The 21,628-nt window shown below is 63.8% G+C and carries 25 protein-coding genes; 16 read left to right on the forward strand and 9 right to left on the reverse strand.

What is annotated here, in order from left to right; translation table 11 throughout:
- Positions 1-245: 245 nt before the first annotated feature.
- Both ACWGS9_RS03270 and ACWGS9_RS03275 read right to left on the reverse strand, forming a co-directional pair.
- Positions 246-557 carry a hypothetical protein gene (locus ACWGS9_RS03270; RefSeq protein WP_454503861.1) on the reverse strand — a complete coding sequence of 104 codons (312 nt, stop codon included), beginning with the start codon at positions 555-557 and terminating at the stop codon, positions 246-248.
- A 55-nt stretch (positions 558-612) separates the two neighbouring features.
- Positions 613-1,263, reverse strand: coding sequence for a hypothetical protein (locus ACWGS9_RS03275; protein ID WP_454503862.1), 651 nt, complete (start codon positions 1,261-1,263; stop codon positions 613-615).
- A gap of 1,166 nt (positions 1,264-2,429) precedes the next feature.
- On the opposite strand from ACWGS9_RS03275, the gene ACWGS9_RS03280 reads away from it, so the two are divergent.
- Both ACWGS9_RS03280 and ACWGS9_RS03285 read left to right on the forward strand, forming a co-directional pair.
- Positions 2,430-2,636, forward strand: coding sequence for a hypothetical protein (locus tag ACWGS9_RS03280; protein ID WP_454503863.1), 207 nt, complete (start codon positions 2,430-2,432; stop codon positions 2,634-2,636).
- 112 nt (positions 2,637-2,748) lie between these two features.
- Positions 2,749-3,894 carry a hypothetical protein gene (locus tag ACWGS9_RS03285; protein WP_454503864.1) on the forward strand — a complete coding sequence of 382 codons (1,146 nt, stop codon included), beginning with the start codon at positions 2,749-2,751 and terminating at the stop codon, positions 3,892-3,894.
- A gap of 31 nt (positions 3,895-3,925) precedes the next feature.
- Here ACWGS9_RS03285 and dprA read toward each other — a convergent pair whose 3' ends face one another.
- From dprA to ACWGS9_RS03305, 4 genes are all read right to left on the reverse strand, one after another.
- Positions 3,926-5,053: a DNA-processing protein DprA gene (dprA, locus tag ACWGS9_RS03290; protein ID WP_454503865.1), complete on the reverse strand. Its 1,128-nt coding sequence runs from the start codon at positions 5,051-5,053 to the stop codon at positions 3,926-3,928.
- Positions 5,050-5,631, reverse strand: coding sequence for a glycerol-3-phosphate 1-O-acyltransferase PlsY (gene plsY, locus ACWGS9_RS03295; RefSeq protein ID WP_454503866.1), 582 nt, complete (start codon positions 5,629-5,631; stop codon positions 5,050-5,052). The genes dprA and plsY overlap by 4 nt, the downstream gene beginning before the upstream one ends.
- A 183-nt stretch (positions 5,632-5,814) precedes the next feature.
- Positions 5,815-7,101 (reverse strand): dihydroorotase, encoded by a 1,287-nt coding sequence (locus tag ACWGS9_RS03300; protein ID WP_454503867.1) that lies wholly within the window; start codon positions 7,099-7,101, stop codon positions 5,815-5,817.
- A complete protein-coding gene (locus tag ACWGS9_RS03305) occupies positions 7,098-8,078 on the reverse strand; it encodes an aspartate carbamoyltransferase catalytic subunit (protein ID WP_454503868.1) in 981 nt (326 codons plus the stop codon). The genes ACWGS9_RS03300 and ACWGS9_RS03305 overlap by 4 nt, the downstream gene beginning before the upstream one ends.
- A 200-nt stretch (positions 8,079-8,278) precedes the next feature.
- Between ACWGS9_RS03305 and ACWGS9_RS03310 the strand changes: the two genes are divergently transcribed.
- The 3 genes from ACWGS9_RS03310 to ACWGS9_RS03320 all read left to right on the forward strand — a co-directional run bounded on the left by ACWGS9_RS03310 (position 8,279) and on the right by ACWGS9_RS03320 (position 11,018).
- A complete protein-coding gene (locus tag ACWGS9_RS03310; RefSeq protein WP_454503869.1) occupies positions 8,279-9,907 on the forward strand; it encodes a DNA alkylation response protein in 1,629 nt (542 codons plus the stop codon).
- A 212-nt stretch (positions 9,908-10,119) separates the two neighbouring features.
- Complete coding sequence (locus ACWGS9_RS03315; protein ID WP_454503870.1) at positions 10,120-10,677, forward strand: hypothetical protein; 558 nt, start codon at positions 10,120-10,122, stop codon at positions 10,675-10,677.
- On the forward strand, positions 10,677-11,018 hold the full coding sequence (locus ACWGS9_RS03320) for a DUF6105 family protein (protein ID WP_454503871.1): 342 nt from the start codon (positions 10,677-10,679) through the stop codon (positions 11,016-11,018). The genes ACWGS9_RS03315 and ACWGS9_RS03320 overlap by 1 nt, the downstream gene beginning before the upstream one ends.
- Here the strand turns inward: ACWGS9_RS03320 and ruvX are convergent.
- Positions 10,960-11,442: a Holliday junction resolvase RuvX gene (gene ruvX / locus ACWGS9_RS03325; protein ID WP_454503872.1), complete on the reverse strand. Its 483-nt coding sequence runs from the start codon at positions 11,440-11,442 to the stop codon at positions 10,960-10,962. The two genes, ACWGS9_RS03320 and ruvX, sit on opposite strands and share 59 nt — an antisense overlap.
- Positions 11,443-11,560: 118 nt before the next feature.
- Here ruvX and ACWGS9_RS03330 point away from each other — a divergent pair, with 118 nt between their 5' ends.
- The 6 genes from ACWGS9_RS03330 to ACWGS9_RS03355 all read left to right on the forward strand — a co-directional run bounded on the left by ACWGS9_RS03330 (position 11,561) and on the right by ACWGS9_RS03355 (position 15,794).
- The gene (locus ACWGS9_RS03330; RefSeq protein WP_454503873.1) at positions 11,561-12,268 is read left to right on the forward strand and encodes a metal-dependent hydrolase; all 708 of its coding nucleotides are present in this window, start codon (positions 11,561-11,563) and stop codon (positions 12,266-12,268) included.
- Between the two features lie 30 nt (positions 12,269-12,298).
- Positions 12,299-12,433, forward strand: a complete 135-nt coding sequence (locus tag ACWGS9_RS03335; RefSeq protein ID WP_454503874.1) for a hypothetical protein — start codon at positions 12,299-12,301, stop codon at positions 12,431-12,433.
- 124 nt (positions 12,434-12,557) lie between these two features.
- The gene (gene gatC, locus ACWGS9_RS03340) at positions 12,558-12,845 is read left to right on the forward strand and encodes an Asp-tRNA(Asn)/Glu-tRNA(Gln) amidotransferase subunit GatC (protein WP_027166257.1); all 288 of its coding nucleotides are present in this window, start codon (positions 12,558-12,560) and stop codon (positions 12,843-12,845) included.
- 3 nt (positions 12,846-12,848) lie between these two features.
- On the forward strand, positions 12,849-13,307 hold the full coding sequence (locus tag ACWGS9_RS03345; protein WP_454503875.1) for a GNAT family N-acetyltransferase: 459 nt from the start codon (positions 12,849-12,851) through the stop codon (positions 13,305-13,307).
- Positions 13,307-14,872 (forward strand): amidase, encoded by a 1,566-nt coding sequence (locus ACWGS9_RS03350; RefSeq protein ID WP_454503876.1) that lies wholly within the window; start codon positions 13,307-13,309, stop codon positions 14,870-14,872. The genes ACWGS9_RS03345 and ACWGS9_RS03350 overlap by 1 nt, the downstream gene beginning before the upstream one ends.
- Before the next feature lie 124 nt (positions 14,873-14,996).
- Positions 14,997-15,794, forward strand: a complete 798-nt coding sequence (locus ACWGS9_RS03355; RefSeq protein WP_454503877.1) for a YdcF family protein — start codon at positions 14,997-14,999, stop codon at positions 15,792-15,794.
- Here ACWGS9_RS03355 and ACWGS9_RS03360 read toward each other — a convergent pair.
- Complete coding sequence (locus ACWGS9_RS03360; RefSeq protein WP_454503878.1) at positions 15,767-16,486, reverse strand: DUF599 domain-containing protein; 720 nt, start codon at positions 16,484-16,486, stop codon at positions 15,767-15,769. The two genes, ACWGS9_RS03355 and ACWGS9_RS03360, sit on opposite strands and share 28 nt — an antisense overlap.
- 179 nt (positions 16,487-16,665) lie before the next feature.
- Between ACWGS9_RS03360 and ACWGS9_RS03365 the strand changes: the two genes are divergently transcribed.
- The 5 genes from ACWGS9_RS03365 to ACWGS9_RS03385 all read left to right on the forward strand — a co-directional run bounded on the left by ACWGS9_RS03365 (position 16,666) and on the right by ACWGS9_RS03385 (position 19,923).
- Positions 16,666-18,069, forward strand: coding sequence for an L-serine ammonia-lyase (locus ACWGS9_RS03365; protein ID WP_454503879.1), 1,404 nt, complete (start codon positions 16,666-16,668; stop codon positions 18,067-18,069).
- An 18-nt stretch (positions 18,070-18,087) separates the two neighbouring features.
- Positions 18,088-18,258 (forward strand): type II toxin-antitoxin system HicA family toxin, encoded by a 171-nt coding sequence (locus ACWGS9_RS03370; protein ID WP_454503880.1) that lies wholly within the window; start codon positions 18,088-18,090, stop codon positions 18,256-18,258.
- Entirely contained in the window at positions 18,255-18,593 is a 339-nt protein-coding gene (locus ACWGS9_RS03375) for a type II toxin-antitoxin system HicB family antitoxin (RefSeq protein ID WP_454503881.1), read from the forward strand. The genes ACWGS9_RS03370 and ACWGS9_RS03375 overlap by 4 nt, the downstream gene beginning before the upstream one ends.
- Before the next feature lie 73 nt (positions 18,594-18,666).
- A complete protein-coding gene (locus ACWGS9_RS03380) occupies positions 18,667-19,101 on the forward strand; it encodes a DUF1489 family protein (protein ID WP_454503882.1) in 435 nt (144 codons plus the stop codon).
- Positions 19,102-19,224: 123 nt separating this feature from the next.
- Positions 19,225-19,923, forward strand: a complete 699-nt coding sequence (locus tag ACWGS9_RS03385; RefSeq protein ID WP_454503883.1) for a J domain-containing protein — start codon at positions 19,225-19,227, stop codon at positions 19,921-19,923.
- Between the two features lie 43 nt (positions 19,924-19,966).
- On the opposite strand, the gene ACWGS9_RS03390 is transcribed toward ACWGS9_RS03385, so the two are convergent.
- Complete coding sequence (locus tag ACWGS9_RS03390; RefSeq protein WP_454503884.1) at positions 19,967-21,391, reverse strand: D-alanyl-D-alanine carboxypeptidase; 1,425 nt, start codon at positions 21,389-21,391, stop codon at positions 19,967-19,969.
- Positions 21,392-21,628: the final 237 nt, after the last annotated feature.

Below are 21,628 nucleotides of genomic sequence, written 5' to 3' on the forward strand. Positions count from 1 at the left end.
TCTGCTGGCCTTCCCTCTGTGGATTGAAGGGAAAGGTGGTTAGGTCATGGAAGCCGTTTGCTACGTCCCTGCCGGGATTTGTCTTGCGTCAGTCGCCGGTAGCATCGCTATGACGTTTATCGTCATGGCACCGTTTGCAGCGACGCGACTGCTGGTGCTGAGGATGCGTGAGCATTCGACTGGAAACCTTCAGCCCGCATAGGCTTGGGACGCCCGACGCGAGGCGATGAGGGCGAGGAACGGCATCAGGCCTGCCCCTTCCTTGGCATCGCCTTCATGGCCGTAGCGACTCGCCGCTCGTTCATGTCGTCGGTCGCGCCGGCAAGCTCGACAACAAACTGCGGGACCCACTCTGCGCGTAACGTGAACCGGTGGTCGGAACCGTCGGGCATGATGAACCGGAAGGCCAGCCAGGCGCCATCCTCCGACGCTCCGAGGGCGTAGGCAGAGACCTGCGCGTCTTGAAAGCTTCCGAACTGCGCCCGGAATCCCTTGCGGCTGGCCTCAACCAGGTCAGCTAACTCTGGCGGCGGCCTCGGGAGTGTCCTATCGACCATTGATCGACCTCAGAGCATCACCGACGCCGAGCGCTGTCTGGCGGCGGAGTTCGGCCTAGCTGTCTTTGGACGGCTGCACTCCATTCCAATTATGGTTCTGGGTGAGATTGACGACGATGGGCCGCTCACTGGAGTTCGACGCCGCCGGCTGGTTCTGGTTTTCGCCGCGCAGCGCCGACATCTGGCCGGGTGTCAAGATGCCAACGGTCTCGGCCGGCGATTTGAAAAACCGCACCTCCTGCGTATCGCCTGGCGCGATCATGCCGCCCGAGTCGAAGCCGGTCCCAATCTTGCCACTGAGGCCTACGGGCTTCGTGCCGCCCAGGCCAGTTGCGAGATTGGCGGCGTTGGTCGCGATCTGCAGCGGTGTCGCTACCAGCCCCTGCGCAAACGGCACGATGCCATCGCCGCCGCCAGCCATGCGCGCGGCCTGATAATTCGACTGCGCGGACGTGAAGGCCTGGTTGAAGGCGGCCATCCATGCCGAATTGTCGGTTGTCCCGGACGATCCACCCGACGATGAGGAGCCGCCGCCGAGCGCGGATGAGCTTGAGGCCGTGGCCGTCTTGATCTCATCGAGCAACTGCGCGGTTTTGCGCGTGTTGGCCTCGATGTTCATCCACACTGTCCAGGCGCGATTGTCATTCGCCGTGGGCTGGGTGCCTGTGAAACCCGATTGAGCGCTGGCAAGTGCCTGCGCGAACATGGGGGCGGATCGGCGTGGCCTGGCTCTGGCGATCCAGCCTTGTCGGGACGCACAGGCGGCTTCCTCTGGTCGGGCTTCGGTTGTGGTTCTTTGACCTTAGTCGGCATACCGGGTTAACTGGAATCCCGACGCTGTTGTTCCACAATGCGAAGACCCGGCCACCTGAGCATGCGGGCCACATTCGCGCAATCGAGGGAATGTCAGAGGCCGCTGAGCTTTCGCACTCGCGCCCGTCGTCGCCCTCGCGGTCATCCATCAACTCGCCAAGCTGCCAACCGGGTGCCGTGGCCAGTCCAGTCTAAATCGGGCCCGCCCTCGGGATCGTTCCAAGCCCTCGTGTCGACGATGCCGGCCTTGCGCTGGTCGATGTGCTCCGTCCAGCCAAGCGAGTATTCCATCGTTGCGGGTGAAGCGCGGCTACGTCCTTCGGAGCAATAGTTCGCATTTGCAGACAACCCTACCATTGTGCGTTTTCGGGCGCCTGTGGGGAGTTCCAATGCGCACAATTCTGGCTCTGGCCGCGCACTCGGCCTGTTTCTCCGTGTGGGATCGACTTGCAAATGACGGTCTCTACGCTGCCGCTCTGCAGCGGAACATTTACTCCCGGCTTCGTCCTTATGGATGGTGCCGATCATTCCAGCAAGCGCGTATGTTTATCGTCAGCCGGTGCCGTGTCTCGCCCCCGAGCCCCGCCGGTTAGGCCCGGCGTTTGCTGGCCTCCCCGGTCAGCCTGCCGGGCCGCTCGTTCCGTTGCGGTCGTGGTGGCCAGGAGCTATCGGTTTGGCCGGTCCTCGCGCATAACATGGTAGAGGAGCAGGCCCGCCATCAACGACGCGACGGCGCCTGGCATTTCCTGGCCGGTCAGTCCTGAATAATATACGAAAGCGAATGCCAACCCGGCCATGCTTCACCTTCCTTAAGGTCGTCAAGGATTTCCCAGAGAGAACCGTTAGGATGCGCTAATGTTCCTGCCCGAGCGGCCAGCACTGGAGGCTAGGGCTAACGGCGGCTCCGCTTGTCTGGCGTCACAGCCTGAATTGTGAACTGCAGATTGCGAACCGGACTGCCGAGGCTTCGACATTGGGCCGAGCCGACTGCGGCAACCGGAACCAAAGCTATCCGCGGCTGTTTCCCCATCGAAGGGACCGCAATTCGGGATGCGGACAGTGGACGTACTGAACTTTGAACTGGCCAGGGCCAGACTGCGCGTCAAGCGCGCAGAGATTTCGCTCAATCACGCAAAAGAAATGCTGGATGGAGAATGTGGCGTCGGCATCAATCTCGCGCTGTGCGGCCGCATAAGGTCGGAACAGAAGCGAGTGGTAGAGGCCAGAAAGCGGCTGATGAAGATCGCTGCCACCGCCTCGGCTTGACCGGGGGGTCTTCCCAAGACTGGCGAGACGCTGCCAGCGGCAACCTGCCAGCGGCAACCTTGTCCCTCGACCGGGTCGTGGTTAAACTCGGGCCTCCGAGGGAGGCTCCAGGATGGCACTAGACCTTTCGATAGATGCTCAGGCCCCCAAGGCCGCGACGCCGCCTGGCAGATATCTCTTCGGTCCGGTCGCCGACTTCCTCATGCTCGGCGGTAGCGCGTTTGTGATCCTGCCGATCTTGTTTCTCGTGCCGCGCGACTATGAAGGTCCCTTGGCCGCGACGATGGTCGTCGTTGCCTATCTGGTGAACTATCCGCACTTCGCCCATTCCTACCAGATTTTCTACCGCAATTTCGGTCGGAAGGTACGTGGCGACGGCTATGACAGGAGCCTGCAGCTTCGCTACTTTTTCGCCGGCGTCATCGTTCCGGTGATTATGGCCCTGTTCTTTGTTTATGGCGCGGCAACGTCTAACACGCGGCTGCTCGGATTTGCGGCCAACGCCATGTTCTTCTTCGTCGGCTGGCACTACGTCAAGCAAGGCTACGGCATGCTGATGGTCGACGCCGTGCTCAAGCGCAAATTCTTCGATGGCCGGGATAAGAAAATGCTGCTGGTCAACAGCTACGCGGTGTGGATCCTGGCCTGGCTGCAGACGAATACGGCGGTAACCCAGGGGCAGTATTACGGCCTTCAGTACTACACCTTCGCAGCGCCACCCTTGATCACCGACATTGCCGTCGTGGCGGCGGTCGGATCGACGGCGGCCACGCTTCTGATGTTGGTCAGCCGCTGGCGAAGGAACGGTGGCGGCCTGCCTTACAATGGCATCGTGGCCTATGTCGCCTCGCTCTATCTATGGATCCTGATTGCCAGGATAAACCCGCTCTGGCTGCTCGTGGTGCCGGCGCTCCACTCGCTCCAATACCTTGCCGTGGTCTGGCGCTATCAGACCAATGTCGAGCGTGACGTCTCGGACGCCGCGCGGGATCTAGAGCCGAAAATACTATCCGCGCTTGGGCCTCGCTACAGGCTGCGGGTTCTCGGATTCATCATCGGGGGCGCAGCCCTTGGCTATCTCGGCTTCTCGCTGATCCCGTTCGTGCTGACCGCTATGATTCCGTATGACAAGCAGGTCCTCGGTTCCTCGCTGTTCTTCTTCATCGTGCTGATCTTCATCAACGTGCACCACTACTTCCTCGACAATGTCATGTGGCGCCGCGGCAATCCGGAAGTGTCCAAATATCTGTTCCGGTAATGAAGTCTGAACCTGCGCGCGACGCCGCAGGTCACGCGATCAGCGACACATTGCCCCCAGCGTGGCGCTCCAACCTTCCGGCGAGGTCGAGTTCCAAAAGCACCATCGCAATCTGCGCAGCGCTTAATCCCGTGTGGCGGATGATATCGTCCACCGCGATCGGCGTGGGCCCAAGCGCTTCCAGCACATCGGCGCGCTCGCTTTCGGCGGGTGGCGGCATGGCCGACATGTCGGGCGCCTCGGCAAGCGGCGCGGTTCTCGGGCGACGGGTGCTGGCAAGCGGCGCCAGCGCGCCGAGCACATCGGCGGCTTCGGTGACGAGCGTGACTCCGTCCTTGAGCAGCGCGTTGCAGCCGGCGGCGCGCGGATCGAGCGGCGAGCCCGGCACGGCGAAGACCAGCCGGCCCATTTCGTTGGCGAGGCGGGCGCTGATCAGCGACCCGGAGCGCTGTGCCGCCTCGACTACCACCAACCCCAGCGCCATGCCGGCGACCAGGCGGTTGCGGCGTGGAAAATCCTGGGCGCGAGGCTGCCAGCCGAACGGCATCTCCGAAACGATGGCGCCGCCACGATCGGCGATCTCGTCGCACAGGCCGGCATTTTCGGGAGGGTAGGGGACATCCAGCCCGCCGGCCAGCACGCCGACCGTGCCGGTCGAAACGCTGCCCTTGTGCGCGGCCGTGTCGATCCCGCGCGCCAGGCCGGAGACGATGGCGTAGCCGTCGCGGCCAAGATCGGCCGCCAGCATGCGCGCCATCTTGATGCCGGCAAGCGAGGCGTTGCGGGCGCCGACAATCGCCACCGCCGGCAAACGGAAGACCGCGCCTTCGCCTTTCACCGCCAGCAGCGGCGGCGGGTTGTCGAGGGTCTTCAGCAATGGCGGATACTCGGCTTCCCCGATACCGACGAAGCGGGCGCCGGCACGTCGGGCGGCCTCCAGTTCCGCTTCGGCTTCGGCGATCGAGGGAATTCGGACGATACGATTGGCGCCACCCGATATCATCAGTTCGGGCAGCATTTCGAGCGCGGCTTCGGCCGAGCCGAACCGGTTGATCAACTCGCGAAATGAGGCCGGGCCGACATTGAGCGTGCGGATCAGGCGAAGCCAGGCAAGCCGCTGCCGGTCGCTGAGCCGCGGGCCGGCGGTCGGCGCACTCATCCCTTCGCCCCGATCTTGCCTTCGGTGCCGGCGAGCAGCCGAGAGATGTTGGCGCGATGCTTGACGATGACGACCAGGCTCATCACCGCGAACAATCCGGCGATCTGCGGTTGGCTCATGAAATAGAGCGCGATCGGCACGACCACCGCCGCAGCCAGCGCTGCCAGCGAGGAGTAGCGGAACAGGAAGGCCATCGCGAGCCAGACGACGGCGAAGACCAGCGCGCCTTGCCAGGCAAGCCCGAGCAGCACGCCGAGATAGGTTGCGACGCCCTTGCCGCCCTTGAAACCGAGCCACACCGGGAAGAGATGGCCGAGGAAGGCGGCGAAGCCTGCCAGAAGCCCGTAGTCGGGCGAAAAATACCCGGCGATCAAGGCGGCGGCCGTGCCTTTCAGCGCGTCGAGCAGCAGGGTGGCGGCGGCAAGGCCCTTGTTTCCGGTGCGCAGAACATTGGTCGCGCCGATATTGCCGGAGCCGATCTTGCGGACGTCGCCGAGCCCGGCCGCGCGAGTGATCAAGAGTCCAAACGGGATCGAGCCGAGCAGATAGCCGAAGACGAGCGCGATCGCGTAACCCATTGTTTCCCCCATATTTCCTCTCGCTCCGTCTGCTCCCTAGGATTGAGATACAGTGCGCGATGCAACCATGGTTTGCAAGAGCTGGCCCTGCTCGGGCATCAGTTGGTCATAATGGTAGAGTCGGGAGGGTTCGCCAAGCAACTCTGCCGGGCAGGTTCGGCAGGGCTCAAAGCGATGGGTAGTCTATGCAGAAAACACTGTGCGGCCCGCCACCATCGTTTGCAAGACCTTGCCCTGCAGGCGCGCACCTTCGAAGCAGGTGTTCTTCGAGCGCGAGCGCAGGCCGCTTTCGCTGACGATCCACGGCTCGTCGAGATCGACCAGCGCGAGATCGGCCGCAGCCCCCGGCTTCAGCGTGCCGCCCGGCAGGCCGAACAGTCTTGCCGGCGCGGTGGACAGCGTCTCGATCAGCCTCAGCAGCGGCACGTCGCCATTGTGGTAGAGCCGGAGCGCCGCGCCAAGCAGCGTCTCCAACCCGATGGCGCCGGCGGCGGCGTCGGCGAAGGGCAGGCGCTTGGTATCGACGTCCTGCGGGTCGTGCGAGGAGACGATGATGTCTACAGTGCCGTCCTTGATTGCTTCGATCATCGCCAGCCGGTCGTCCTCGGCGCGCAGAGGCGGGGTCAGCCGGAAGAAGGTGCGGTATTCGCCGACATCGTTCTCGTTGAGCGACAAATTGTGGATGGCGACGCCGGCCGTGACATTGGCCCCATCCGTTTTTGCCCGGTTCACTGCGCCGGCCGCCATGGCAGACGAGATCTTGGCCGCGTGATAGGCACCGCCGGTCAGCCGTGCCAACGCCAGGTCGCGTTCAAGCGGGATGAGCTCCGCCTCGCGCGGAATGCCCGACAGGCCGAGCCAGCTTGCGTAAAGGCCTTCGTTCATCACGCCGGACGAGGCGAGGTCGGCGTCCTGGGTTTCGTGCGCGATGACGCCGCCGAAATCGCGCGCATAGGTGAGCGCGCGACGCATCACCAGCGCATTGCCGATCGTATGGCGGCCGTCGGTGTAGGCGACGGCGCCTGCCTCGCGCAGCAGGCCGAATTCGGTCATCTCGCGGCCTTCGAGGCCCTTGGTGATCGCGGCGGCGGGGAAGATGTTGACGCTTGCCGTGTCTTTTGCCGTGCGCAGCACGAATTCGACCAGGGCCACATTGTCGATCACCGGGTCGGTGTCGGGCATCATGACGATGGAAGTTACGCCGCCCGCCGCCGCCGCGACGCTTGCCGAAGCGATGGTTTCGCGATGCTCGCCGCCGGGCTCGCCGATGAAGACGCGCGCGTCGACAAGGCCCGGAACGATCGTCTTGCCGGCGCAGTCGACGACCGTGGCGCCTTCCGGTGCGCCCTGGTTCAATGCGGCCTTTCCGGCCGCAACGATCCTGCGACCGTCGACAATGACGCTGCCGATCTCGTCGACGCCCCGCGACGGGTCGACAATGTGCGCCTTGCTGAAGACGGTCACGCTCATGCGCCGCGCCCCTCAAGGTTGCGGCTCTCAAAGTTGCGACGAGGGTCGAGCAGCGCTTCCATGACCGCCATGCGCACGGCGACACCCATCTCCACCTGTTCCTGGATGACGCTTTGCGGTCCGTCGGCGATTTCGGAGGCGATCTCGACGCCACGGTTCATCGGGCCGGGATGCATGACCAGCGCATCGTCCTTGGCGGCCTTCAGCTTTTCGGCATCCAGGCCGAAATAGTGGAAATATTCTCGGATCGACGGCACGAAGGCGCCCTCCATGCGCTCGCGTTGCAGGCGCAGCATCATGACGACATCGGCATCCTTCAGCCCCTCGGCCATCGAGCGCGCGACGATCACGCCCATCCTGTCGATCCCGGACGGCAGCAGCGTCGAGGGCGCGACGACACGCACCTGCGCGCCAAGCGCGTTCAAGAGCATGATGTTGGAGCGGGCGACGCGCGAATGCAGGATGTCGCCGCAGATCGCCACGATCAGCTTCGACAGCGGCCCCTTGGCGCGGCGGATGGTCAGTGCGTCGAGCAGCGCCTGCGTCGGATGTTCATGCGCGCCGTCGCCGGCATTGACCACCGAGCAGCCGACCTTCTGGGCCAAAAGGGCTGCCGCCCCGGCCGACTGGTGGCGGATGATCAGGATATCCGGCCGCATGGCGTTGAGGGTCATCGCCGTATCGATCAGCGTCTCGCCCTTCTTCACCGAGGAGCTTGCCACCGACATGTTCATGACGTCGGCGCCAAGCCTTTTCCCGGCCAGCTCGAAGGACGACTGCGTGCGCGTCGAAGCCTCGTAGAAGAGGTTGATCTGGGTGCGGCCGCGCAGCGTGGAGGTTTTCTTTTCCGGCCGGCGCGAGATCGCCACGGCCCGGTCGGCGCGATCGAGCAACAGCTCGATATCGGCGGGAGAAAGATCGCGGATGCCCAGAAGATGGCGGTGGGGAAAGAGCGGCAGGGACGAAGCGTCGGTCATCTCAAGGCGCTGCTATAGGGTGCGGCCCGACCAGCCGCAAGCGCCAGCTTCGGATTGCGTGCGTTCTCCCCGGTATTTTCGTCGCGCGCCTTGTATGGCTTGGGCTATAAGGCCCAGTGGCTTCGGATTCGTGACCGCGGCCTTGTAAATGGTAAGGACCTCTCGGCCAACTGAAGGACTGGGCAACTGAAGGATTGGGCGTGACCGACGAGGTGATCAACCAGCCGCCGCCGTTGACCGGCGGCAATGCATGGCGGGGCGATCCGTTGCTCATCCAGCTTGCCGAGCGTTTTTCCGACCCCGTGCGAAAGGATCTCGACGGGCTTGGCCGGTTCGTGATGACGCAGGAGGCGCAGGAACTCGCCCGCCTTGCCAACACCGACACGCCGAAACTGAGGACGCATGACCGCCAGGGCCGCCGCCTCGACCTGGTCGAGTACCATCCGGCCTATCACGCCCTGATGCGCCGCTCGGTCGCTGGCGGCCTGCATTCCTCGGTGTGGGAAAACGGCGATGCCGAGATCGGCCGTCGCCATCAGGTGAGGGCGGCGCGCTTTTACCTGACGGCAGAACTCGAGACCGGGCACCTTTGTCCTATCACCATGACCAGCGCCTCTCTGGCGGCCTTGATGGCAAGCCCGAAACTTTTCCGCGAATGGGCGCCGCGCGTGACGACGCGCAAATACGACCAGACGCAGAAGCCGCCGGTGCAGAAGACCGGTCTGACGCTCGGCATGGGCATGACGGAAAAGCAGGGCGGCACCGATGTACGCGCCAACACCACCCGCGCCGAGCGTACCGGCAGTGGCTTTTACCGGTTGACCGGCCACAAATGGTTCATGTCGGCGCCGATGTCGGATGCCTTCCTGGTGCTCGGTCAGGCACCGGAGGGGCTGTCCTGTTTCCTGGTCCCGCGCATCCTGGGCGACGGTTCCGGCAACGGCTTCCGCTTCCAGCGGCTGAAAGACAAGCTCGGCAACCGCTCGAACGCCTCGTCGGAGGTAGAGTTCGTCAACGCGATCGGCGAGATGGTCGGTGACCCCGGCGCCGGCGTCAAGACGATCATGGACATGGTGACGCTGACCAGGCTCGATTGCGCGGTCGCTTCATCGGCGCTGATGCGGGCGGGGCTCGCCGAGGCCATTCATCACATTCGCCATCGCCAGGTGTTCGGTTCAAACCTGATCGACCAGCCGCTGATGCAGCGGGTTCTGGCGGACATGGCGCTCGACGTCGCCGCGGCCACGGCGCTGTCGTTCCGGCTGGCGCGCTCTTTCGACGAGGCGGCAAGCGATCGCGGCGAGGCGGCTTTTGCCCGCGCCATGACGCCGGTCGTCAAATACTGGGTCTGCAAGATTGCGCCGCAGCTGCTTTACGAGGCGATGGAATGCCTTGGCGGCAACGGCTATGTCGAGGAAGCGCCGCTTGCCCGCTACTACCGCGAGGCGCCGGTCAACGCGATCTGGGAAGGCTCGGGCAATGTCATGGCGCTCGATGTGCTGCGCGTGCTAGGCCGCGCGCCCGGCCTGTTCGAGGAGGTGCTGGCCGGCATCGACCGCGACCTCGGCACCGGCGGGCGCGGCACCATCGGCGTGCTCAACGCGGCAATGCAGGTGGCGGCGACCGACCAGGGTTCGGCGCGGCTGCTCACCGAACAACTGGCGCTGTCGGCTGCCGCGGCGGAGCTTCGCAGGCTGGGGGCAGGGCGGATCGCCGATGCCTTTGTCGAGACCCGGCTCGGCGGCCAGTGGCGCACGACCTACGGCATGCTCGATTCGCGCCACGATGCACGCATGATCATCGACACGCTTTATCCGCCGGTGACCTGATCCGGCTCAAAATCATAGAGCATGATGTCATCCGAAAACCGCTTCACACTTTTCGGCATCATGCTCCAAGGGTCGGATTGCCGGCCTGTGGATGGCCGTTAACCTTAACGAATAGTTTCCATTGCGGCGGGCCTTTGCAAAGCCCAATCTCTGCTTGCTGGAGTAGGGAAAGGTTAACCATAACCTCCCGGTCTCCGCGAAGCGGGAAGCGCATGCGGCACGTGTTGAGCTCAGTTCTGGCCTTGCATTGGGCGGTGGTTTTCGCCCTGCTTGCCTATTTCTGCATGGACGGCAGCCGCGGCATAGCGACCGCGCTTGGCGTGCTTGGTCTCTCAATCCAGGGCAGCCGGTTTCCCGAGTTTGAAAATGTTGCCGTGGTGGCGCCGCTCTCGATCGCGCTCCTGACCGTCGCGGTGCTGTTCTGCTGGGCCTTCGTCGAAACGCTGCTGAACGCGGCGGCAAGGCCGGACGCGGGCGAGAGCGTGGCGCGGATTGCCTTCATCTGCGCATCTTTCCTGCTTTCGCTGATCCTCATCGGCGGCGTGGCGCAAGGCATCGACGGCCTGTTCATGATCGTCGCCATCCAGATGACGGCGCTGCTTGCCTCCTATGTCGCGGTGCTGGCCGAACGCCGCTCCACCTTTGCTGCAATGAACTTGCCCGAGGGCGACGTTCGCGCCGCCTCGCGCATGGCGATGGGCGCCGCGCACAGCTCGCTTCTTTCCCGCATATCCGGCCGTCCGGAAAACAAGCCTGGAGGCAGCCGCTGATGCGCACGCTGTTCGCACTCTGGGCCGCTCCGATGGCCATCTTCTGGGGATGGTTCTACTTGTCGCTAAACGACATGAATTTCGGCTACGTGATGCTAAGCCGCCAGGTGCACGATTTCGCTTTCCAGCTTTATGGCCACATACTCGGCATCGATCCTGCTATCATCCCGGGCATGGTGGCGCGGACCTGCATTTTTGACTTTTTCCTGCTGATGGGACTTTGGGCCTTCCGCCGCCGTCGCAACATCGCCGAATGGATCAGGCAGCGCCGCCAAGGCACGATCAGCGAAGATCGCCTCGGCCGAGCGACTGAAGCCGGTCCAACGCTCCCTGCAGAATAAAGGCGGCAGCCGCCGAATCGATCTTGCCGGCGCGTTTCTTGCGCGAGAAATCCATCTCGATCAGGGTGCGTTCCACTGCCACCGTCGACAACCGCTCGTCCCACAGCACGAAGGGCAAGTCGGAAAGCGTCGCCATGTTGCGTGCGAAGGCGCGGGATTTTTGCGCACGAGGCCCTTCCGAACCGTCCATGTTGACGGGGAGGCCGAGCACGATCGCGCCGACATTGTCCTTATCGAGCTGGGCGAGCAGCTGGGCGGCATCGAGCGAAAACTTCTTGCGCAAGATGACCGGGCGCGGATGGGCGAAAGAAAGTCCGCGATCTGAAACGGCCACGCCGATCGTCTTGTCGCCGAGGTCGAGCCCGGCGAGCGTGCGGCCGCCGGCAAGCCGCTCCGGCAGTTCCTCGATTGAAATAATGCCCAACGGCTTCCTCTGACATCCGGGCGTCACACGTCCTTTTGACGTTGGGGAGCGTTGCGCCACTTTCAATTTGTCGCCAGCGTTCTATCTTTCGGCAACCGAAAAATCGAGGAAAGCATTTATGAAACTGACCTGGTACGGACATTCGGCATTCCGCATCGAGACCAAGGACGCCACCATCCTCATCGACCCCTATCTGGTCGGCAATCCGTCTTGGACGGGCGGCTGGGAAGGGCCGGCGGAAGGCGTCACGCATGTTCTTCTGACCCATGGCCACAACGACCATGTCAGCGGCGCGGTCGAAGTGCAGAAGAAAAGCGGCGCCATGCTGGTCGCCAATTTCGAGATCTGCATGTATCTCGTCGGCCAGGGTGTCGGCGGCGACAAGATCAATCCGGGCAATATCGGTGGCACCGTCGATTGCGGGCCGTTCACCACGACCTTCGTCCAGGCGCTGCATTCGTCCTCTTTCGGGGGCGAAGGCGGTACCAACACCTATCTCGGCAATCCGGGCGGGCTGGTCCTGCACTTCCCGGAGGACAAGACCCTCTACCACATGGGCGACACCGACATCTTCTCCGACATGGGGCTGATCAACGAGCTGCACGAGCCGAAGATCGGCATCGTACCGATCGGCGACCGCTTCACCATGGGCGGTGCGGTGGCGGCCCTTGCGTGCCGCCGCTTTTTCGGCTTCGATACCGTCGTTCCCTGCCATTTCGGCACCTTCCCGATGATCGACCAAACCGCCGACAAGTTCGTCGCCGGCATGGAAGGCTCGGGCGTCAAGGTGGCACTGCCGGAGATCGGCAAGGCGATCACGATCTAGGTTTCTCCATCAGGAATCTGGAACAAAACCATGGCCTTGAGACGGACTCTTTGCGCTTCGATGGTGGTGGCCGCGACACCTGGGCCGGCGACCGAAATTGATCCCGTCTCGGTCCGCCCGGTCGACGACGAAAGCGAGCAGGCCGGCAACAGCGGCAGTTACTAGACGGCGGGGTGTTGCCTCAGTAAACGCTGGGGGCACCGCAAGCGGCCACTCCGGCATCATCCATGTTGCGCGGCAAGCGCCGCGCCGTTATAGCCCGCACTGGTTTTCCCGAGGCGAAAAGAACATGTCCGTTGATCTTCAGACCGTGAAGCGCGTCGCGCGCCTTGCCCGTATCGCGGTGAGCGAGGAGGATGCCGAGCGCATGACCGGCGAATTGAACGCCATCCTTGGCTTCGTCGAGCAATTGAACGAGGTCGATGTCTCGGGCGTGGAGCCGATGACCTCGGTCACGCCGATGGAGATGAAGAAGCGCCAGGATGCCGTCACCGACGGCAACAAGGCCGCCGACATCGTCGCCAACGCGCCGGCAACGGAAGAGAATTTCTTCTTGGTTCCGAAGGTGGTGGAGTAGCCCGTGGCTGTCAAGATCGCCGTCGAGACGCCTTTGCAGGACGACGTGCGCGCGCTGGTCGCCGAACTCAACGCCGCGCTGCTCGAACTGACGCCGCCCGAGCATTGTTACCACCTGACCGTCGAGCAGATGGCCGGCAAGGATACCACCGTGTTCATCGCCCGTGACAATGGCCTGGTCGTCGGCTGCGGCGCGCTCAAGCGCCATGACGATGCTGTCGGCGAGGTCAAGCGCATGTATACGCGGCCTTCGCACCGCGGCCGCATGATCGGCGCCGAGATCGTCGGACGGGTCGAAGCGCTTGCCCGCCAGGAAGGGTTGACGCGTCTGGTTCTCGAAACTGGCGATCGGCACCCCGCCGCCTGGACCGTCTATGAGCGCGCCGGATTTTCGCGTTGCGGACCGGTGCTGGATTATCCCGACTCCGAGTGGTCGGTGTTTTACGAAAAGAGCCTTGCCTGATGAGCGATCTCACACATCTCACCATTTCCGAGGCGCGCGCCAAGCTGCGCGGCAAGGAGATCTCCGCGGCCGAGATTACCGAGGCCTACCTTGCGGCGATCGAGAGCGCGAATCCCGTGCTCAACGCCTATGTGACTGTCACCGCCGACAAGGCGCGCGACATGGCCAAGGCGTCCGATGCAAGGCTCGCCAACGGCGAGGGCGGCGCGCTCGAGGGCATTCCGCTCGGCATCAAGGACCTGTTCGCCACCGAAGGCATCCACACCCAGGCCTGCAGCCATGTGCTGGACGGCTTCAAGCCGCGCTACGAATCGACCGTGACCACCAATCTGTGGGCCGACGGCGCCGTCATGCTCGGCAAGCTCAACATGGACGAGTTCGCCATGGGCTCATCCAACGAAACCTCCTATTACGGCCCGGTCATCAATCCGTGGCGGCGTTCGCGCCTCGACACGGTGGTGATGCCTACGACGCACCAGGGCGATGGCGGCTTTGTCTCCGCCGGTGGCACGAGGACGGCGCGGACTTTGGACAACGCCCAGCTGGTGCCGGGTGGCTCGTCCGGCGGGTCGGCTTCGTCCGTGGCCGCCTTCCTGTGCGCCGGCGCAACCGCCACCGACACCGGCGGCTCGATCCGCCAGCCCGCCGCCCTGACCGGCACGGTCGGCATCAAGCCGACTTACGGGCGCTGCTCGCGCTGGGGAATCGTCGCCTTCGCTTCCTCGCTCGACCAGGCTGGGCCGATCGCGCGCGACGTGCGCGACGCCGCGATCCTGTTGAAGTCGATGGCCTCCGCCGACCCGAGGGACACGACTTCGGTCGACCGCCCGGTGCCCGACTATGAGGCGGCGATCGGCAAGCCGATCAAGGGCATGAAGGTCGGCATCCCGAAGGAGTATCGCGTCGACGGCATGCCGGAAGACATCGAGGCGCTCTGGCAGCAGGGTATTGCCTGGCTGAAGGACGCCGGCGCCGAGATCGTCGACATCTCCCTGCCGCACACCAAATATGCTTTGCCGGCCTACTATATCGTGGCGCCTGCCGAGGCCTCGTCGAACCTCGCCCGCTATGACGGCGTTCGCTACGGCCTGCGCGTGCCCGGCAAAGACATCATCGACATGTATGAGAAGACGCGCGCCGCCGGTTTCGGCCGCGAGGTCAAGCGCCGCATCATGATCGGCACCTATGTGCTGTCGGCCGGCTATTACGACGCCTACTATCTGCAGGCGCAGAAGGTGCGCACGCTGATCAAGCGCGACTTCGAGAACGTCTTTGCCGCCGGCGTCGACGTCATCCTGACGCCTGCAACCCCGTCGGCCGCCTTCGGCATCGCCGACGAGGACATGGCCTCCGATCCGGTCAAGATGTACCTCAACGACATCTTCACCGTGACGGTGAACATGGCCGGTCTTCCCGGCATTTCCGTGCCGGCTGGCCTCGACGGCAAGGGCCTGCCGCTCGGCCTGCAGCTGATCGGCCGCCCGTTCGACGAGGAAACGCTGTTCCAGACCGCGCATGTCATCGAAAAGGCCGCAGGCAAATTCCAGCCGGAAAAGTGGTGGTAGCGTCGTCCTCATTTTGGCTCATGACCCCGAAAGGCTCCGATTTTCGGGGTCATGAGCCAAAATTGAGCGTTGCAGCGTCCTTTGCTCGTCCAAAAGGATGCGCGGCGCTGTAACGAGGTGAGGGATGTTCTACCATATTGCGAAAATCTTCTGGTTCTTCGGCCAGCCGATCAACCTGGCCATCTTCCTGCTGCTCGCCGGCCTGCTGGCGGCGCTGTTCGCGCGCCGGCGGCTGGCGGCGACCGGCAGCGTGCTCGGCTTAGCAATCCTGGTTCTTTCGGCCTGGACGTCGCTTGGCGCGATGATGCTGAACCCGCTCGAGGAACGATTTCCCAAGCCGCCATTGCCCGAAAAGGTGGACGGCATCGTCGTGCTTGGCGGCGGCTTCGAGGGCGCCATCAATCTCGCGCGTGGCGGCTATGAGTTGAACAGCGGCGGCGACCGCATGGTCGAGACGGCGATTCTGGCGAGACGCTTCCCGCAGGCAAAAATAGTCGTGTCCGGCGGCAACGGTTCGCTTTTCCTCGACGGCGAGGGCGACGCCGACACCGCACCCCGGCTGCTCGGAGCGCTCGGCGTTTCGGCCGATCGCCTGATCCTCGAGGACAAATCGCGCAACACTTACGAGAACGCGGTGTTCTCGCGAAAGCTTGTCGAGCCGAAACCGGGGGAGACCTGGCTGCTGGTCACTTCGGCTTTCCATATGCCGCGCGCCAAGGCACTGTTCGACAAGGCGGGTTTTCCGACCGTTCCTTGGCCGGTCGACTATCGCACCTCGGGCAAGGAAGGCATCGGCTTCTACCGCGACAACCCCGTCGATTCGGTGCAGGCGACCACAATTGCGGTCCGCGAATGGATCGGGCTTTTTGCGTACCGGCTCTCCGGCAAGATCGATCAGTTCTTCCCCGGACCGGGCGGCTGACCGATGACGGCTTGCCGGGCCGCGGAGAAGAACTGGCGGCGCACCAGCACCGCCAGAAGCACCAGCGTCGACACCACGAATACCATCGGATCGACGAACCAGCCGAGATAGCCGATCGAGAAAAAGACGGCGCGCAGGCCGGAGTTAAAGTGCTTGCCGGCGAGCACGTTCATCCGCGTCGCCCGCCAGACCGCCGTTTCGCTGACCGGGTTGCGGGAAGCCGGGCCATGCGGGGTTGGCACCGCGCCGATCAGGATCGAGCAGTAATTGAACAGCCGGTAGGCCCAACCGAATTTGAAGAAGGCGAAGGCCAGGATCAGCACCAGGCCGAACACCTTGGTCTGGAAGGCTTCGCGCGACGAAGCCGTGCCGAACGGCAAGTCGGCCAGAACCTGAAGCACGCGGTCGGAAGCGCCGAGCAGGGCAAAGCAGCCGCCGAGCGCGATCAGGGAAGAGGAAGCAAAGAAGGCGGTGCCTTGCTGCAGGCCGCCCATGATGGCGGTGTCGACGATGCGGATTTCGCGTTCAGCCATGTTGCGCATCCAGGCCTCGCGCTGGGCGTTCATTGCGGTCGTCAGGGAGACGCGGCTGACCAGCTTGCCGTCGGAGGCGAGCGTATGCAGCACCCAGACGACCAGGAAGAAGGTCAAAGCCGCCAGATCTGCCGCTGAAAGGTGGAGTGAGTCGCCCATGCGTTCTTGTAACACAGGCCGAGCCGGTGCTTCGACGGGCGCCAAAGCTGTCGACCGGGCGATGTCGCTGACGGAGCAAACAAGGTCGGCAGCCGCCGAGCCGCGACATGCAAAACAGCGGAAACATCGCGGGAATTCCTATATGTAAGTTTGAGCGACCCTCAGGAGACAGCGGCCCCGTGTTCCTTTCGGTTTTCGACCTGTTCAAGATCGGCATCGGCCCATCGAGCTCGCACACGATGGGGCCGATGACGGCCGCGCGCCGGTTCCTAGACGAGATCCTGGCCGGCGACTGGCCTCGTCCCGCAGGCGTGAAGGTCGATCGCATCGGCGCCAGCCTGCATGGCTCGCTCGCCTACACCGGCATCGGCCACGGCTCGGACCGCGCCGTCATCCTCGGCCTGGCCGGCCAGACGCCGCAGACGGTGGATCCGGACGAGGCGGATAGCATCGTCGCCCGCATCGGCGCGGAGAAGCGCATTTCGCCACCCGGGCATCCTGCCTATCGCTTCGACCCGGCCAAGGACCTTGTGCTCGACCGCAAGACGCCCCTGACCGGCCACGCCAACGGCATGGCCTTCTATGCCTATGACGCATCCGACCGGCTGCTGCTCAAGCGCATCTATTATTCGATCGGTGGCGGCTTCGTGGTTTCCGAGGAAGAGCTGCAGCGCATGAAGGCGAAGGAGTCGGTGACGACCGAAGGCAAGAAGGTTCCGTATCCGTTCAAGAATGCCGTCGAGATGCTGGCGATGGCGGCAAAGAGCGGGCTTTCGATCGCCGAGATGAAGCGCGCCAACGAGGAGACGCACCTGTCGCGCGAGGAGCTCGATGCGGGCTTGGACGCGATCTGGAGCGCGATGAAAGGCTGTATCGACCGCGGGCTGTCGCAGGACGGCATCATGCCAGGCGGGCTGAAGGTGCGCCGCCGCGCGCGACAACTCCACGACAAGCTGCAGGAACAGTGGCAGCAGAACCGGCCCAATCCCTTGCTCGCCAATGACTGGCTGTCGATCTACGCCATGGCGGTCAACGAGGAGAACGCCGCCGGCGGTCGCGTCGTGACGGCGCCAACCAATGGGGCTGCCGGTACCTTGCCGGCCGTGCTGCGCTACTGGCTGCATTTCCATCCCGAGGCAGACCAGCCAAGCATCCGTGACTTCCTGCTGACGGCCGCCGCTGTTGGCGGCATCATCAAATCGAACGCCTCGATCTCGGGCGCCGAGGTCGGCTGCCAGGGCGAGGTGGGTTCCGCTTCGGCCATGGCCGCCGCCGGCCTGTGCGCGGTCATGGGCGGCACGCCCGAGCAGGTGGAGAACGCCGCCGAGATCGCGCTCGAGCATCACCTTGGCATGACCTGCGATCCTGTCGGCGGCCTGGTGCAGGTGCCCTGCATCGAGCGCAATGCGCTGGGCGCGGTGAAGGCGGTGACGGCCGCCTCGCTCGCGATCAAGGGTGACGGCACGCATTTCGTGCCGCTCGATGCCGCGATCGAGACCATGCGCCAGACCGGCCTCGACATGAACGAGAAGTACAAGGAAACCAGCCTCGGCGGACTGGCGGTCAACGTCGTCGAGTGCTGATAGAACGCTGCTCTGGCCTTGTTCCTGGCCCTGGGAGCCGAGGTGAGCGAACGCGAAGGATCGCGTGTCGGTGTTTTCCTGTTCGGCGAGATTCGCGTTTTTCATCGGCCCCATCCAACGCCGGATACAGACAAAGGCGCGGTTGCCAGCATCACAAAATGGGCGGAAAGCCATGGAGTTAGACCATGAAGAACATCATTGAGATCGATGGTCATAAGGCCACCGTCGCCTTCGATCCAGAAATCGGAATGCTGAGAGGAGAGTTTCTTGGACTTACCGGCGGCGCCGATTTCTATGCACAGAACGTCGAGCAACTCTATCTCGAAGGAGCGAAGTCTCTGAAGATTTTCCTCGCTATGTGCGCAGAGAAGGGCAATGAGCCGTTCCGAGAATTCTCCGGACGGTTCAATGTCCGGCTTGATCCAAGTTTGCATGAAGCCGCCGTGACGGCCGCGGCAGCCGAGGACAAGAGCCTCAACGAATGGGTGGCTCAAGCGATTGAGACGGCAGCGCAGACCTCCTGAACCGTCAGTCTCTTGCCTGTGCAAAACTCCCCAGGGCGTTGAACCCTCGTCATGCCGTCGCTAGATTGCGGCCATGCTCAATCTCCTAAAACTGTGCGTCGGCTGCGACAGCGTCGAGGATCTCGAAGAGTGGATCGAGTTCCGCCTCGACGAGCGGCGTCGCGCCGGTGAACCGGCCGAGCACTGGCATACCACCCGCATGGTGCCGACGCGCGGCGGCGAGATCACCGATGGCGGCTCGCTCTATTGGGTGATCAAGGGCAGCGTCCAGTGCCGGCAGCTGATCACCGAGATACGGCCCTTCACCGACGGCGAGGGCATCGGCCGCTGTCATCTTATGCTCGATCCGAATGTGGTGCGCACCGACTGGCAGCCGCGCCGCGCCTTCCAGGGCTGGCGCTATCTGAAGCCTGCCGATGCGCCGGCCGATCTCGGCAAGGGCAAGGCAGCACTGGCCGAAATGCCGCCGAAACTCAGGCTGGAACTCGCCGAACTCGGCCTCTTGTAGCGCGGCTTCGCGTCTCGGCCGCGGCGCTGGCCCTTCGGATCGCCCGATGTGGGACTTGCAAGCGCCGGACCTTGGTCCCATCCTATTTCTTATGCTTAGTCATCCGTATGGCGGCGCAAACCGATGGGCGTGATCCTCGCTTTGGCAGCGGTGCTTGTGGTGCTTTTGGGCGCCGCGATGCTTTTTGTGCGCGCGGATCCGGCAAGGATGGCGGATAGCCTCAGGTCGTTTGGACCGACCTTGCTGGGCCTGGTTGGCGCGCCGATGCTGATCTTCGGCCGCAGCCTTATCGGCGGACTGCTTTTGCTCGCGGCACTGGCCTGGGTCGGCTGGATACGCACGAGGCGGCCTCCGGCGCGCGCGGCCGCATCCAAGCACTCGACGGTGCGCACCGCCGCGCTCGAAATGGACCTCGATCACGATAGCGGCAGGCTCGAGGGTCTTGTCCTGGCCGGACGTTATGAGGGCAAGATGCTGGGTGCCATGGGGCTGACGGACCTGCGCCGGCTTCATGGCGAGCTCAGTCCCGATCCGGAGAGCCGCCAGCTTTTAGAGACGTATCTTGACGGCCGTTTTCCCGTCTGGCGCAAGGACGCGCAGCCGCACGGTGGCGAAGGGCTGAGTGTTGCGCCAGGTACGGGCGCCATGACTAAGGAGGAGGCCTACAAGGTCCTTGGTCTTGAAGCGGGGGCTGCCGCGGCGGATATCCGCGAGGCGCACCGCCGCCTGATGCAGCGCCTGAACGCCGATGTCGGCGGCACGTCTGTCCTGGCGGCGCGGATCAATGAAGCCAAGGACGTCTTGCTCTCCAATCACGATTAGTCTCCTTCGACGCAGGTACCTTCCGGGAGATTTCAAGAACCGCCTATTGCTCGACGGCGTAACACGAGATTTTCTTGCGCTTCAGGGCATCGCACGCCTTCCAGGCGGCGTCCTTCGAGCCGAAGCCGCCGAAGCGGGCGCGGTAGTAGGTGGTGCCGTCCTTGTCGAAGGCGACGGTGAAGCCCGATGCCTCCGCCAGAACCCTCGGCGCCTGCTTGCTCGCCTTGTCGAGCAGCGCCTGGGCTCCCGTTTTCGTCGGCGAAGAGGCAACCTGAACCACCCAGCCGGACGGCACCGATGACGTCTTGACCGGATCGATCGCCGGGGCGGCGGGCGCGGGTTCGGCATAGGCGGTGACGACCTGAGGCGAGGTCTCCTCGGATTTGGGAGCTGCCGCCATGGCGGCCACGGCAACCGTCTTCACCTTCCTGACCTGGATCACAGGCTGGGTCGCTTCGGCGACCTGCCGGGTGTCGTCCTGCGTGTCATCGGCTGAGGCAACGGCAGTGTCATCAGTTGCCGGCTTGGCATCCGGTGTCGGCGCGTCATGCTTGGGTAAAAAGACCTTGGCCAACGTCTTGATCGGATTGTCGCCGCCCTTGGCAATGAGATCGCCGCCGCCACGCGTCGAGGCGCGCGGCAGATAGGTGTTGATCAGCGCGGCCATCTGGTTGTCGCGGCCGCGGCCGGAGGCACCGCCCATCACCACCGCAACCAGGCGGCGGTCGCCATCGGCGACGGAGGAAACCAGGTTGAAGCCCGAAGCACGGGTGTAGCCGGTCTTGATGCCGTCGACGCCTTTGATGCGGCCAAGCAGCCGGTTGTGGCCGTTGATGCGCTGGCGCCCGTAGAGGAAGGAGCGCTGCGAGAAATAGCCGTAATATTGCGGGTAATGCTCGCGGAGCGCGATGCCCAGCATCGCCATGTCGTGAGCCGTGGTGAACTGGCCAGGGTCGGGCAGGCCGTTGGCATTGCGGAAGACGGTACCGTTCATGCCGAGCTGGTGCGCCTTTGCCGTCATCATGCGGGCGAAATTGTCTTCGCTGCCGCCGAGCAGCTCGCCAAGCGCGGTGGCCGAGTCATTGGCCGACTTCGTCACCATGGACAGGATCGCGGTCTCGACCGGAACCGAGCCACCGGGGCGCACGCCAAGCTTGGTCGGCGGCTGGGCCGCAGCATGTGCCGAGTACTGTACCGGTGTGTTCTTGCCGATCCTGCCCTTCGCCAGCGCCTCGAAGGTGAGGTAGAGCGTCATCATCTTGGTCAACGAAGCCGGATAGCGCCGGCCGTTGGCGTCGGCCGAATAGAGCACCTTGCCGGTCTTGGCATCGACGACTATCGCCGCGGACTTTGCGGCAAGAGCCGACGCGACGTCGGCGGCGACAATCGTCACCGCAAGCGCGGCGATCGCGATTGCCTTGAAGGCGAATGAAGATTTGGAGACGAAGCCCGACAACGCCTGACGCACCGTTACTTACCCTGAATTTTCGTTGCCCCGGAGGCGGCTATGGGAGTGCCTTCCTCGCTTCCGGCCAAGCTATCGCGCCCAGCGTTACCAATCCGTTTATGGTAACCGCCGCGTTCACCATTTTTCGGCAAATCGAGCTTTTCTTTAATCGAATTTTACCGGCCGCCGGCGCTGGAGCCCCTGTATGCCAAGGGATTCTTGACTTTTGTGCATCGCACAATATATTGAGGTGCATTG

The organism is Mesorhizobium sp. Arg314, assembly GCF_053714275.1.

Coding starts and splice junctions, on each gene's coding strand:
- ACWGS9_RS03270 (WP_454503861.1), bottom strand. CDS start 557: ATGGTCGATAGGACACTCCCGAGGCCGCCGCCAGAGTTAGCTGACCTG.
- ACWGS9_RS03275 (WP_454503862.1), bottom strand. CDS start 1,263: ATGTTCGCGCAGGCACTTGCCAGCGCTCAATCGGGTTTCACAGGCACC.
- ACWGS9_RS03285 (WP_454503864.1), top strand. CDS start 2,749: ATGGCACTAGACCTTTCGATAGATGCTCAGGCCCCCAAGGCCGCGACG.
- dprA (WP_454503865.1), bottom strand. CDS start 5,053: ATGAGTGCGCCGACCGCCGGCCCGCGGCTCAGCGACCGGCAGCGGCTT.
- plsY (WP_454503866.1), bottom strand. CDS start 5,631: ATGGGTTACGCGATCGCGCTCGTCTTCGGCTATCTGCTCGGCTCGATC.
- ACWGS9_RS03300 (WP_454503867.1), bottom strand. CDS start 7,101: ATGAGCGTGACCGTCTTCAGCAAGGCGCACATTGTCGACCCGTCGCGG.
- ACWGS9_RS03305 (WP_454503868.1), bottom strand. CDS start 8,078: ATGACCGACGCTTCGTCCCTGCCGCTCTTTCCCCACCGCCATCTTCTG.
- ACWGS9_RS03315 (WP_454503870.1), top strand. CDS start 10,120: ATGCGGCACGTGTTGAGCTCAGTTCTGGCCTTGCATTGGGCGGTGGTT.
- ACWGS9_RS03320 (WP_454503871.1), top strand. CDS start 10,677: ATGCGCACGCTGTTCGCACTCTGGGCCGCTCCGATGGCCATCTTCTGG.
- ACWGS9_RS03330 (WP_454503873.1), top strand. CDS start 11,561: ATGAAACTGACCTGGTACGGACATTCGGCATTCCGCATCGAGACCAAG.
- ACWGS9_RS03335 (WP_454503874.1), top strand. CDS start 12,299: ATGGCCTTGAGACGGACTCTTTGCGCTTCGATGGTGGTGGCCGCGACA.
- gatC (WP_027166257.1), top strand. CDS start 12,558: ATGTCCGTTGATCTTCAGACCGTGAAGCGCGTCGCGCGCCTTGCCCGT.
- ACWGS9_RS03350 (WP_454503876.1), top strand. CDS start 13,307: ATGAGCGATCTCACACATCTCACCATTTCCGAGGCGCGCGCCAAGCTG.
- ACWGS9_RS03355 (WP_454503877.1), top strand. CDS start 14,997: ATGTTCTACCATATTGCGAAAATCTTCTGGTTCTTCGGCCAGCCGATC.
- ACWGS9_RS03360 (WP_454503878.1), bottom strand. CDS start 16,486: ATGGGCGACTCACTCCACCTTTCAGCGGCAGATCTGGCGGCTTTGACC.
- ACWGS9_RS03375 (WP_454503881.1), top strand. CDS start 18,255: ATGAAGAACATCATTGAGATCGATGGTCATAAGGCCACCGTCGCCTTC.
- ACWGS9_RS03380 (WP_454503882.1), top strand. CDS start 18,667: ATGCTCAATCTCCTAAAACTGTGCGTCGGCTGCGACAGCGTCGAGGAT.
- ACWGS9_RS03385 (WP_454503883.1), top strand. CDS start 19,225: ATGGGCGTGATCCTCGCTTTGGCAGCGGTGCTTGTGGTGCTTTTGGGC.